This is a genomic window from Spartinivicinus poritis, from assembly GCF_028858535.1.
GTDB lineage: Bacteria > Pseudomonadota > Gammaproteobacteria > Pseudomonadales > Zooshikellaceae > Spartinivicinus > Spartinivicinus poritis.
In genome coordinates, this window is the sequence record NZ_JAPMOU010000003.1 from 308774 (window position 1) to 322399 (window position 13626).

A 13626-nucleotide genomic window follows, 5' to 3' on the forward strand; every position below is an offset into this window, starting at 1 on the left:
AAAATCCCCCCTAGCCCCCCTTTTCCAAAGGGGGGAAGTGGTTTGAAGTACTTTCACGACGCTATTTCTTCCTAACCAACGTTAATCCATCCCCTATCGGCAACAGCCCCATATCCACTCGTTGATCACTGTGTACATGACGATTAAATTTTTGTAAGGCAACGGTATCGGGGTCATCACTGGGCTCTGCCACCGAGCCACTCCATAAGGTATTATCAAACGCCATTAATCCACCCTGTCGAAGCAGTTGTAAACCTTGTTCGTAATAATCCTGGTAACCAATTTTATCAGCATCAATAAATAACATATCAACCTGACCTGCTCCACCAGCCGCTAGTAATTCCGCAAGAGACTCCGTAGCAGGCTTAATTTTTAAGTCGATCTTGTTGGTTATTCCTGCTTGCTGCCAATATTGTTTGGCTTTTGATGTATATTCATCACTGATATCACAGGCAATTAACTCACCATCATCTGGTAACACTGATGCCATCCATAATGCACTATAACCAGTGAAAGTCCCTACCTCAACAATCCGCTTGGCACCCATTAATTGAGCTAACAGGGCTAAAAACTGCCCTTGTTCAGGGGCAATTTGCATATTGGCATTAGGCATCGCTGCCGTCTCTTCACGGCACTGTTGCATTACTGCTGTTTCCCGCACGCCTACTTGCCAAATATAGTTCTCAATAACATCTGTCATGTTTAGTGTTGATCGACTCATTTAAATAATCCTTCGATTAAAATTTATCCGTATGATAATTTCATTCTGCCCTATAGTTGAAATCACTATTATTCTTTAGTCTAAGTGCAATACTGTGGACAGTTTTTGAATTATAAAACATTGCTCTACAGGCCATGTACCATAGGAAGGAGGAGTTTATTGCATGTTAAGCCTCAGGCTATCTTGCAATAAAGTATATGAGAGTAGAGCACTCCCCCCGTAAACACTAACATACAACACCTATAAAACTGTCCGCAGTATTGTAAGTGAATTGTAGTGTTTTATTATTTTATCTTATTTTTCAAATAATTAGATCAAGTTTTTAGTCATTTACCATCAAACTTTTAGACTGGCTTACGGAGAAGTATTCATATAATATTTTCCCCCTTACCGTTACACACTTTCTTACTTTAAGGTATAGCCAAAGCGAATGGTTTTTTAGAGGCAGCCGTCAAGTAACGAAACCCATGGGCCTATAAATAATAGGTGATTGGGGTGAGGAACGCAGACAACAAACTATAAAAATCATTCGCGAAGGGTATATATTCGTTTAAAAGGAATTAGTATGAAATTCTCAATTAAAAAGCTTGTTTTAGCTTGTTCGCTCGTCCTTCCAACAATAACCTCAGCCAATACCGACTATGCTTCAGAAGCAGCTACGGCACCTTCTGCTGCAATGTTTATCCATAAATTTATTGCTGATGGTGATATTGGTCAATGTAAAGATGCAGCCTCTTTTATGGGAACAAGCTATACGCCTTTAGGTATTTGGAATCCTGAGGTAAGGCTTGACACCGATAGCCGTGCAGGTGGTTGTCAGCAAGGATTTGCTATTTTAGATCCGAAAAATGAATTATCAGGGCTGTACCTAAAAGTCAATTTCCGCCCAGATGGCAGAGGCCAATGCGACAACTCAGGTGAAAAAATTATACCTGTTGTAAGCTCACCATCCTATTTGAACATTCCAACCTATCGAGTTGATACAGATAGTCGAGCGGGAGGTTGTTTAGTCACCTTTAGCATTGAAGGACGTTCAGATATTGCTTTAGATATAAACTTTAGAGCTGATGGTGATGCAGGCCAATGTAATGCAGCTGATGGTGTAGGTATGCATACGGTAACTGAAGGACATGCTGTGACTCTTCGTTATGATATGGATAGTCGCCCAGGTGGTTGTCGACAAAAATTCCGTTTAAGAAAGCTGTACTAAAATAGATTGTTTGTTAAACCCCCAAAAAAACCCACCAAATGGTGGGTTTTTTATTGTTAGGATTTTTTAGTGACTCTACGTCAAACTGCTAGACATCGATTTATCCATAGAATTGATGGATTTTTCTGAAGTGTTTGATGATGTAGCTGTCTCACTGTTTTTAGCTTCGTTGGCTGTTTCTGTTGTATGTTGAGAAACTGGGCTTGCCACCATCCGTTCTGGCCGCACAAAGAACCGAGCTAATGCAGGTAACAACCATAGAGCACCGATCATATTCCACAAGAACATGAAGGTTAATAAAATGCCCATATCCGCTTGGAATTTAATCGGCGACCAGATCCAGGTGCCTACGCCAATTGCTAGCGTTACTCCAGTGAAGCTCACCGCCTTACCAGTTGTACGTAAAGTGTTGTAATAAGCTTCTTGTAAATCCATTCCCTGGCGTAAAAAGCTTTCTAGCCGGCTATAGATATAAATACCATAATCGACGCCAATCCCAACCCCTAAGGCAATCACCGGTAAAGTCGCGACTTTAACCCCTATGCCTAACATAGCCATTAATGCCTGGCACAATAAAGAAGTCAGTGCTAGCGGAATAATAATACAGCACACTGCCCGCAATGACCGGAAGGTAATTAAACATAAAATACTGACCACCCCATAAACAAACACCAGCATTTCATATTGAGCTTCTTCAATTACCTCATTCGTCGCTGCTTCTATGCCCGCATTACCAGAAGCTAATAAAAACTTTAGCTGATCGGTATTATTTTCCGCAGCAAACGCTTGAGTCGCCTCAACAACCCTTGCCAGGGTTTCTGCTTTATGGTCATTTAAAAACAATAAGACAGGCGCCATACTACAGTCTGGGTTATATAAACCACTGGCACTACGAATCGAACTATTAAGAACATGTTGGTTACGGGATAACGTCTGCCATTTTAAATTACCCTCGTTAGTGCCTTTAATATACAGCTTAGAAACAGACACTAACGAAACAGCTGTTTGTACCCCTTTAACATTTTCCATCGCCCACATATAACGGTCGATTGCTGACATGACTGGGTAGGTTGAACAGGTTTCTTTTGCTGTTTCTACCATAGTCACTAGCACATCAGCACTAGTGGAATAATGTTGGGTAATATAGGCATTATCCAGATTATAACGGGAATCAGGATGTAACTCTGGTGCACCTGGGTCTAAGTCACCTATTTTTAAATCCTGACTTTGGTACCACCCCCAGCCAAATCCTGCGATGGCAACAACAATTGAAATGGGCGCTACCACTGGATGGGCAAAGTTCGATAACCGATCCCACACTTTAGAGCGTGTGGCATTACCCGCTTTAACTCGCTCACGAAAAACATTGCCCACCCCTAAATAAGACATGATAACAGGTAGCAGTAGCAAGTTAGTTAAAATAATCACTGCCACCCCAATACAAGCCGCTACCGCTAAATCACGAATAACTGCTATATCAATTACATAGAGGGTTAAAAAGCCAATGGCATCACTGATTAAGGCCAGCATGCCTGGAATATACAACGAACGAAATGCTCGGCGTGCAGCAGTACAAGGATCAGCCCCAGTAGCAGCTTCTAAACCAATAGCATTAATAATTTGCACCCCATGACTAACCCCAATCGCAAATACCAAAAAGGGTACTAATACCGAATAGGGGTCTAGACCATAACCAAAAGTGGCCAATAAACCCAGCTGCCAGATCACTGCCACAATGGAGCAAATAACAGGGATAATGGTGCTGAAACCACACCGGGAATAAACATACAACAGTAGTAGGGTAATACCAATCGCAATAGCAAAGAAGTAAGCAATTGAGCCAATACCCTCAATTAAATCCCCTACTTTTTTGGCAAAGCCAATAATTTTTATTTCAACCCCTTGGTCTGAAAATTGATTGCGTACTTTTTCTTCAATCGCTTGAGAAAGTGCCTGATAATCTAACGCTTCGCCAGTTTCAGGGTCTTTTTCAAATAAGGGCACATAAATAATCGACGACTTAAAATCATTCGATACCAGTCGGCCAATTTGCCCAGAGCGCAAAATATTATTACGTAATTCTTCCAATGCAGCCGCTGAGCCATCATACCCTTTAGGAATAACCGGCCCACCCACAAAGCCATCTTCAGTCACTTCCATCCAGCGTACACTGGCAGTCCACAGCGATTTTAAGCCTGCCCGGTCAACCCCACGCAAATAAAACACTTCATCAGTCATTTGCTTAAGGGTTTCCATATAATCCGCAGCGAAAATATCGCCTTCTTTGGCTACTACAGCAATACGAATTGAGTTGCCTAAGTTTTCCAGCTCATCCTGATGTTTTAACCAGTTTTGAATAAAAGGGTGCTCCACTGGAATCATTTTCATAAAACTGGTTTCAGGTTTCAGCTTGGTTAACTGATAACCCAACACGATGGTACACACCGCAAACACCAGTAATAAAAACAGTCGATGGTTAAAACAAATCCGTTCAAGCAAGGGTTCGGTTTCACTTGGGTGATGAAATTTAGCCATATATCCCCCCTTAATTAGTCTCTAACGGCTTACCCAGGGGAGAAGCTAATTTGATACCACCCTCACCCACTAATACCAGCTTTTGATCAGCTAAACTGACCACATTGCTCAGTGCTTTCCGATCAGGCCGCTGCACTACCTGAAAACTCAGCCCAGCATCTTTACTGACTAATACCACACCCGCATTACCCACTAAAGTAATTTGCTGATCAGACGACAACTGTCCACCATATAACCCTTGCTCGGTTTTTACCTTGACCTGCTGCCAGCTATCACCAAAATCATTGGTACGAAAAATATGGCCTCGTAAACCAAAAATGAGTGCACTATCAGCTGTGCCAGTCGCTATAGTGCCAAATAAAGAGCCTTCATAAGGGCTTTCCAGTAATTCCCAAGTTTTGCCTTTATTTGTTGAGCGATAGAGTAACCCTGCTTCCCCCACAATAATTAACCGATCATTATCAATAGCGGTAATGCTGTTATAATGGAATTCCTCTTCATTTTCGATGGTATGAGACCAATCTTCCCAACGATTTCCACCATCTGTTGTACGTAAAATCTGTCCATACGCCCCCACAGCAAAACCCACTTGCTGGTTAAAAAACCACACATCTAATAAGGGAGCTTCCATCGCTAAATCATCATACTGGCGTTGCCAGCTAGTACCACCATCAGTGGTGGCTAAAATAATCGAATCATGCCCCACAGCCCAGCCATGGTGTTGATCTACAAAGTGAATTGCCGTAACTAATTGGCTGGTAGGCACTTTCGCCTGTTGCCACTGCTGCCCTTGATTATCGGAATAAACAATATGGCCACGCTCACCCACCGCTACTAATCGCTGGCTACCAGGTGGTATGGTGATATCCAGCAATAACGCCTGAGCTGCTTTGTCACTTAAAACAGCAGGAGGGTCAGTTATTTTATTATCAGCGTATAGTTTAAAAGCATTGGTTAGCAGCAAAATCAACAGGCCAGCTTTAAGCAGTGCATTGAGAGCTGGCCACCGGTTAAGTCGAGCGAATCGTCGTTGCCGGGCGGCAAATCGCATGCGCCTACTCCCTTATCGTTATCGTTGCAATGGTTATGGTTGCAGAGCCAATAGCATCAAAATCAGTGGGGTCACCATCAGACAGTACTATTAGCTTATTTGTTTTTAACTTGTGCGTTTTCGTTGTTTTTCACTGGATTGCAGTGTTGGTTTTTCGTTCAAGTTAGCTACTCACAATTCAAACTGTTGTTTTATCTAATTTTGCTCACAGAAGGTGTAATTATTACTGACTTGGCAGTCATTTTTATAGTTGATCCACATCTTTGTTGAAGACGAAGGCTTCGAAAAACTCGCTATTAGCTTGTTTCATGCAGAAAAAGCAGGGGAATTACCTGATATTCATAAAGATCCATTCGATAGAATGTTAATTTTTCAAGCGCAAGCAGAAGGGTTAGAGCTGGTCACTCAGGATGGGTTTATCCCCCAGTACACAATTAAAACAGTTGATCCTACTGTTTTAAATGCCCTTACCTACTTATATTAGATAAATCTAAATATCACAACAGTAGTCATATGATATTAATAGGGTCATTGTGGTGATCTTTTATATTTAACGCCATCAAACCTCGCCAAACCAAAACAGACCGACAACTACTCTTATGAAAAAGGCCAAACAGGCAATTGCCAATATTAAAAAAATGAAGAAGCCTATTATTTCAGATGAAACACTGAGGGAGTTAAGGCAGGAAAGGCGTGGCTAAATAACCTTTTCGTTCCTGTGGAGAGAAATCCCCCTCATTCCCCCTTTGAAAAAAGGGGGCTAGGGAGATTTTAGAACATAATTGCAAGTACTGTAGTTTTGCCACAGTCTTCAAAGAAAGGGGGTAGGTTATGCTACAAATTCTAACCTAACGCTTGAAGCTTAAATTGCACTGTGTATCACTCTTTCCCCTTTGAAGCTAGGTTGCGCACCATTCATTCCCCCCTTTGAAAAAGGGGGGTTAGGGGGGATTTAAAAACACACATTCCTCACTGATCGTTCAATCACCTCTAGTACAGCATGTGTTTCTGTAAGTACCTGTCGGTTATCAAATCGCAAAACAGTTAAACCCAACTCTGTTAATGCTTGATCGCGGATTCTATCTTGTTCTTGATGATTAGCGTCATAATGCTGGCCACCATCCAGCTCAATTACCAGTTTTGCAGCAGGACAATAAAAATCCACGATATAATCGAGCAGCGGTTTTTGCCGATAAAACTGTTTACCATGTATTTGCTTTCGACGAACAAGCTGCCAGAGTTTTTGCTCTGCCTCAGTCATATTTGCTCGTAATAGGCGACCCGGTTGCTTAAGGTATTTTGAGTAGGTTTTCATGAAATCCCCCTCAGTCCCCCTTTGTCAAAGGGGGAAGCTAGATAGTGCCGCAAATTCCAACCTAACTTTTGAAGCTAAATTGCACCACAACACTATCCCCCCATTGAAATTGGACTGTGCAACATTCACTCCCCCTTTAAAAGATAGGGACTGAGGAAATTTTAGAACATAATAGCAAGAACTGTAGCTTTGCCACAGCCTTTAGAGAAAGAGTTTCGGCTATGCTGCAATTCTAACCTAACGCTTGAAGCTAAATCGCACCACACTACTATACCCGCATTAAAATTGGACTGTACACCCTTCATCCCCCCCTTTGAAAAGAGGGTGTCGCAAAAGGGTTCTGGAGAGTAAATATGAAGTAACAGGGTATTCTAAAACTGTTGTCAAAAACAGGGGCATTTGAACGATAGCACAATCCAACTTCCCCCTTTGAAAAAGGGGGATTGAGGGGGATTTAAATAGCAATAACCAATTACCGCCGCCCTCTCCGTCTCAACGCTGAAGGCTTAAAGTATTTCTCCGCAGGTATAGCTTTCGAAAAGTCCACATACTGTCTCTCTTCGTTCGCTAAACCTTGCACATAATAGCGGCGTGCTTGTAAATCATGGAACACATCCAAGCCAGTCCAGGTAGTTGGTAAATCATAGTTATTTAATAAATAAGCCATGCTAACCCGCCATAATTCACCACGTCCGTCGTATTGATCTACAACCGCTGCACCCCAGCTGTCTTCATCCAAATACAACACCCGCTTTGAATAAATATGGCGTTCGCCTTTTTTCAAGGTACCTTCAACCACCCATACCCGGTGTAATTCATAACGGGTATGATCAGGGTTGATATGCCCGACTTTTAAAATGCTATCATTTTTCAATTTAGGGCTAATTAACTCGTAGTTATTGTAAGGGATATAAATTTCTTTTTTACCCACCAATTTCCAGTTATACCGGTCTGGTGCACCGTTATACATGTCGGTATCATCCGCCACAATGAGTCCATCAGCAGCAGAAATTGGTGTATCATAGGCTAAATTAGGCGCACGACGCACTCGACGCTGACCCGCATTATACCCCCAAGCCTGACGAGGTTGTTTAACTTGATCCAAGGTTTCATGCACTAAGACTGAACCGCCCGCTAATCGCGCTGGACTGGTCGTAAACGCCAAATAATAAATAATAATATTATCTAACGTGGATTCACTGCCATTAGGGTCATAATACTTAAAAAACGCCTCTTGTTGGGTAATAACTGGCGTGTAATTACCATTACGATGCACCGGCACACCTGCCGCTTTACGCACACCATATTCTCCACGATAACGCACAATATGGTTCCATAGTGCTTCTAAACCATTTTTCGGGATAGGGAATGGAAAGCCTGCATAAGCCCCGGTAAAACCATTGCCGCCATTATTCAGCTTAGCGGTGGTTGCATGTTTAATCGTATTATCATACACAAACTGAGGTAACGAACCTGACCGCCGAGTTTTATAAACAGGAATCTGAAAGGTCTTAGGATAAGCCTTAAATAAAGCAATTTGCCCAGGGGTTAAATTAGCCTGATATTTACTCAGGTTACTCGATGTAATCACAAACTGCGGCTTATCCCCTGGGAATGGATTAGGATAATGCTGCCCTCTGGTTGTATAACTTTTTGGGATATCACTTTGTTTTAAACCACCCGTCCAAGCAGGAATCGTCCCTGCTTTATTACCGGCTTTTTCAGCACCAATTGGGGTTAAGTCTTTTTTTAGCCGTTCTGCTTCTTTTGGCGACACAGCTGCAACAGCCATCTGTGTCGCTAGGGCTAAAGCCGTTAACCCACCAATAATTGTTTGTTTTTTTAGCATGAGGATATCATCTCTTTTTACTTACCCCTTTAAACAGGGATATACCACAAGGCTGTTTTATCTTTTCACCTCCCCCTTTAAATAAAGGGGGATTGAGGGGGATTTCATGAAACCTACACAAAGCTCCTTAAAAAAATCCCCCCTACCCCCCCTTTTTCAAAGGGGGGAATAGAACAGTGGTGCTATTAATCTCTCTTTTCAAAAAACCAAGCGCAATAGCTTTAAACTTAAAAAGCGTATTTAAAATTCACCGCTATATTATCTCTGTCATTCAACTTATTCCGCCTTTCAGCCCCAAAGAAATTGGTATAACTAATACTTGCTGACATAGTACCTAAATAACTAGCATTTAACGCAATAGTGGCTGCTTTACGGTCTTCCATAAAGCTACCCGTCCGCCGGGAGTTACCTTCCACATCATGCTTAAAACGGAAAACCGGGTTTAAGTTCACCCCAGCAAAAACATCATTCCATACCCCAGAAGCCACCAACGTATAACCCCAACTAAACCGATCTAACCGTTCATGGGCTGGAGTGTAATCACTGGAAAATGTGCGTTGATCATAAGGGCCTGAGCCAGTGGACAAGAAACGATCATAGCCACCACCTAAACCAGAGATCACTTCAAAATGAGGCTCAACTAAGCCCATTAAACCATCAAAACCTAAAGTGGGACCAAAATTATGAATAAAGACTAAGGAGCCTGTCCATAGCTCTACACGCTCGTAATTGCTGTACCACTCTCCTACACAAGCTACATTATCTGGCCTACCCTGCGATAAACTTGAACCACCAGTTGCACTGTCACCTGTACAAGCAACAGGCCCCCCACCAGCTCCAACCTGAGTAAGTACCGAACCAACGTTAGACTTAATACCTGATACAAGATCATCAGGGTGATCAATCCACATAGGCATATTAGGCCGATAGGTTAGCTCACCAGCTATAGAGGTATCACCTAGCGTAGTATTAAAACTTAAACCAAACATTCGAATATCTTCAGGAAACACTTGCCTAGCAAAAACATCATTGGATAATATATGGCCAACTGTTAAACCACCAATACAAGCTATACGAGATTCAAGTGAAACAGGTAGAGCCATACATGTTGTATTAATTGGCCCAGCCATATTAATATTAAAATCTTCTAAACGGCCATCATTGGGAACCATTGCTTGAATGAATGGTGCTTGTGAATGATAGTTAACAAAATAAAATCCAAACTCAGTGTCATTTAATTCTTCTGCAAAATACTTAAAATTTAACCCCCATTGCCCACCATCACTCGCATTTTGCTTTTGCTGTGTATCAGCAACAACTAAATAGTCTCCATGTGTGTTTACACCAAAAGTGGAAAAAAATGGTCTTAATGAAGATAGGGCACCTAGCTCATTATACCCCTTATCTGCCCCCTCAGAAAAAATATCATTATTACTAAAATAGGAGCCACGAGGAGGGACTATCGACTCATCCCATTCCAACATATAAAATGCATCCATGGAAAGTTGATCGGTTAACCCAATACTAAAGGATAGTGCCATTTGTGGAATCAACAGATCTTTTACTTCTGAACCTGGCAAAGAAAATTGAGCCGCATCTATGGGGTTTATGGTATTAATACCACCCCGGTAAAATAATCCTTCCCCCCAGTTGAGTACTTGTTGGCCAAAACGAATATCCACTGGTTTATCATACACATCAAAACTGGTGTATACATAGGCATCTAATAACGAGGCATCTTTACCGATTAGGTTTTCAACATCACCACTAAAACCATCCCCATTAGGATAGGTACCCGTTTGATCAGGATAGCCTCGACCAGTAAACCGATCATTAGCATGGAGCCAATCGGTAGACTGATCCATCACTACAGAGTCATAAAAAGCCCGACCACGTACAAAAGCCCCTACATTGGAGATGCTTTCAGTGGGATTAGCGTAATTAATTTCTAACTCAGAGGTTATCTTATAAGTACTGGAAACCAAGCCCGTATCGTAATTACGGTTACCGTCGTTAGTATTTACATCATCATGGGTAGGCTTACTAGCACCTGCATATTTTCGGGTATCTCGCCCTTCTACCCGCCACATAGCACCGTAGGATAAGGTGGTATCAAGCGAGCCGGTGACATCGCCATCCATTAATTCAAATTCAACCCCATGGGCCGCTGGCAGCACAGCTAAAGCACCGGCCAGCACAAAACCTGCTTTGGCAGGGGCTAAGCGCAGCGCTAATTGAGCAGTCTCAATAACTCCCTTTTTCAGCGATAGCTGTGTTAGCGCCGTACTCAAAGCCTCATGTACTTTTTGTACACTCCGGTTTTCCGTGCGCCGCTGCCTTGCTCTCACTAAAAAATGACTTTCATTGGAACTACTCATGTTACGTATGGTTTCCATGTCTGACTCCGTGGAACAAATCAACCCCGCAGACTACACTTACCTTATTAATCGCGTAGCTGCTTTTATGTATTGTTATAAGTGTTGCGTCTTGTAACTTTTTTTATTGTTAAGATCAATAGCCGTTTTGTTTTTGAATAGTCACTAATCTTGTGTTTTATATTTTACGCCTGACTATTTTTTGTTCTACTTGGTACCTATATTTCGTTAATTATTATTATCAATCCACTCTCCCTGACAAACTGCCGCAAAAAAAGGAGAGGGATTAGAACCATGGCACAACCCAACTTCCCCCTTTAATAAAGGGGGATTGAGGGGGATTTCCTTTTATCACATTACGGACCTCACCAAACAGCACGATAACAATCTTGTAAGAATTAATCAAACGCTCGATTGAGGGCAAATTAGCCGGTTTATGTATCTTTACTCACTGTTACCCAAACACAACTTATTGAAAGACCATGGCTTTCAATTATTTTTGACTAACTGGTCGATATTTATATTTGATTAGTTACTAATTTACTGGGAGTCAGTTGGTGTGTTTAAGCAAATACCTGTCGCTTTATAACCAGCTTGATTGATTTACAGGCAAGCTATTAAATAATGAAAGTAGACATTAGTCGAATGGATTTTAATGCCATTTTTAGGTAGTAAATTTAAAAGGAAAGAATGAGTTAAACCACAATTCTGTTCTCCCGTTGGAATTAGATTAAATCACAGCACTATTCCCCCCTTTGAAAAATGGGGGTTAGGGGGGATTTTTTTGATACTTTGAGTAGGCTTCATAAAATCCCCCTCAATCCCCCTTTCATTAAAGGGGGAAGTTGATTGGTGAAAAGTGCTGGCTGATCATATGCAGTGAATTAACTTATAAAAAAGCATAAACTAGGAAAACAAAAACAAACAATCTTTAAAGTTACCACTCACTTTATTTTTAACAAATTAATTCTACGTAAAATTACTAACAAAAACCACCTACTCACTAAAAGGTATTTGCCTTATAATAGAATATCTATTTCAGCTTTAATAAAAAGTTTTTACCTATACTTGCTGTATTGTCTATAACGCTCACTGTTATCTCTATTAATATTTGACTTTCAAGATATCTTCAACCATTTAATGGTTGACAAAAAACCTTTTGTCGTATGTTCGTTAAGTTTTAAGTATCAATCAAAAATAGCTTTCTGCCTTTAGCTAGATGCAGGCTAATGCTTTGGAGCATAAATAATGAAAAAAACTCTTTTAACAGTCCTTATTATAGCTTCTTCTAACTCTATAGCTGTACCCACCTTTAAATCTTGTGACATTTCAATTAACTCTCCAGAGCTAGGAGTTGGAGTGCTGTTTGATGAGTCGTGCCAGCAAGCTTATGTATTGCCTCCTGCTCTAGGTCAAGCTACCATCGTAAGTACAGCTCCTAATGCTAATATTGGTTTTTGCCAATCCTTACAAAACAAACAAGAGACCAATCGAATTATTAGCGACTACATAACAGATCAAGATAAAAAAATAAAAAGAAATCAAAAAATCCTACAAAGCATTGAATCTAGAACAATACCCTCACTCGAAAAAAAGCTTACTCCTCTTAACTTACAAAGCGAAATAATCACATCCAAAATAAAGTCTATCGAAGAAACTCGCACTGAAACTTTAAAAAGAGTAGTAACCACTAAGAAGAAATATTTAACATGTAAACAGTCCAGCACAAATCATGAAGTAGACTGTAAGCAAGAACTCAATATTTTCAAAAAGGAGCGCTCCAAACTCGTTGACATTAGACACAAAATAGATACATTAACCATAAAACACTATGATAATGCATTACAAATTAAAACCATTAATAGACAGATTGATGCAGAGAAGAACAAAGCTGAAAAAATAAAACTTTCTTTACATAAAGATATAGATGAATTAAATAGTTTACAGAATAATATAGTAGATAGTTATAACGATTTTGCTTTTCTAGAAGGCATGACGGTAGGCTTCAACTATAATTTACCATGGCAACACTTAATCAGTGAATATAAGCAGCTCAACCCAGGCATTCGCTTTCAAGCTATGCCTATTAAAGATGTCAACTTTATATTTAGAAACCTTGAAAGTGGTGTCTTAACAAATGAAAAGCAACTGCCAATGACTCTATCAGCAGGTATTCCTGATAAAAGTACTGGTCTATCTGTACAACCAAGTATTCCCCTCCCCCCGAAAAAGCTTAGTGAACAAACCATAAATAATATATCTTTTTATGACCTTTTTGCCGCACAAGCAAGATTTAACTTGATAGGAGCCTGCCCACTTGTAAATAGTCAAGGTGACTTTGAGGAAGCAGTCGTTAAGTCACTCCATAATTATTTACTGCCTAATGCTATATTTGAGTATGAAGTAAAGGTGAACTACAGTTATACCAGTCGCGAATCATTTCTAGGTTCAATAATACAGCATCATGTGTATAATCCACTGTTATGAGAGGATTTGAACTATCACCAACAGCACTCGCAGAGCTTCGAGTCGCCCACAAGTGTTGTAAGCATGCTAAAGATGCTTACAAG

The 13626-nt window shown here is 40.8% G+C and carries 9 protein-coding genes; 3 read left to right on the forward strand and 6 right to left on the reverse strand.

Going from position 1 to position 13626, the window contains the following annotated elements:
• Window positions 1–61: 61 nt before the first annotated feature.
• A complete protein-coding gene (locus ORQ98_RS04390; protein WP_274687565.1) occupies window positions 62–721 on the reverse strand; it encodes an O-methyltransferase in 660 nt (219 codons plus the stop codon).
• Window positions 722–1286: 565 nt separating this feature from the next.
• Between ORQ98_RS04390 and ORQ98_RS04395 the strand changes: the two genes are divergently transcribed.
• A complete protein-coding gene (locus ORQ98_RS04395; protein ID WP_274687566.1) occupies window positions 1287–1931 on the forward strand; it encodes a hypothetical protein in 645 nt (214 codons plus the stop codon).
• A gap of 75 nt (window positions 1932–2006) precedes the next feature.
• Here the strand turns inward: ORQ98_RS04395 and ORQ98_RS04400 are convergent, their stop codons facing one another.
• Together ORQ98_RS04400 and ORQ98_RS04405 are read right to left on the reverse strand one after the other, a co-directional pair.
• The gene (locus tag ORQ98_RS04400; RefSeq protein ID WP_274687567.1) at window positions 2007–4466 is read right to left on the reverse strand and encodes an efflux RND transporter permease subunit; all 2460 of its coding nucleotides are present in this window, start codon (window positions 4464–4466) and stop codon (window positions 2007–2009) included.
• A gap of 10 nt (window positions 4467–4476) precedes the next feature.
• The gene (locus tag ORQ98_RS04405; protein WP_274687568.1) at window positions 4477–5517 is read right to left on the reverse strand and encodes a WD40/YVTN/BNR-like repeat-containing protein; all 1041 of its coding nucleotides are present in this window, start codon (window positions 5515–5517) and stop codon (window positions 4477–4479) included.
• A 250-nt stretch (window positions 5518–5767) separates the two neighbouring features.
• On the opposite strand from ORQ98_RS04405, the gene ORQ98_RS04410 reads away from it, so the two are divergent.
• The gene (locus ORQ98_RS04410; RefSeq protein ID WP_274687569.1) at window positions 5768–6001 is read left to right on the forward strand and encodes a type II toxin-antitoxin system VapC family toxin; all 234 of its coding nucleotides are present in this window, start codon (window positions 5768–5770) and stop codon (window positions 5999–6001) included.
• Between the two features lie 468 nt (window positions 6002–6469).
• Here the strand turns inward: ORQ98_RS04410 and ORQ98_RS04415 are convergent, their stop codons facing one another.
• The 3 genes from ORQ98_RS04415 to ORQ98_RS04425 all read right to left on the reverse strand — a co-directional run bounded on the left by ORQ98_RS04415 (window position 6470) and on the right by ORQ98_RS04425 (window position 11077).
• Entirely contained in the window at window positions 6470–6832 is a 363-nt protein-coding gene (locus ORQ98_RS04415) for an endonuclease domain-containing protein (RefSeq protein ID WP_274687570.1), read from the reverse strand.
• A 472-nt stretch (window positions 6833–7304) separates the two neighbouring features.
• Window positions 7305–8681, reverse strand: coding sequence for a DUF1329 domain-containing protein (locus ORQ98_RS04420; protein WP_274687571.1), 1377 nt, complete (start codon window positions 8679–8681; stop codon window positions 7305–7307).
• A 227-nt stretch (window positions 8682–8908) separates the two neighbouring features.
• Window positions 8909–11077: a DUF1302 domain-containing protein gene (locus tag ORQ98_RS04425; RefSeq protein WP_274687572.1), complete on the reverse strand. Its 2169-nt coding sequence runs from the start codon at window positions 11075–11077 to the stop codon at window positions 8909–8911.
• Between the two features lie 1227 nt (window positions 11078–12304).
• Here ORQ98_RS04425 and ORQ98_RS04430 point away from each other — a divergent pair.
• Entirely contained in the window at window positions 12305–13543 is a 1239-nt protein-coding gene (locus ORQ98_RS04430) for a hypothetical protein (protein WP_274687573.1), read from the forward strand.
• Window positions 13544–13626 lie beyond the last annotated feature (83 nt).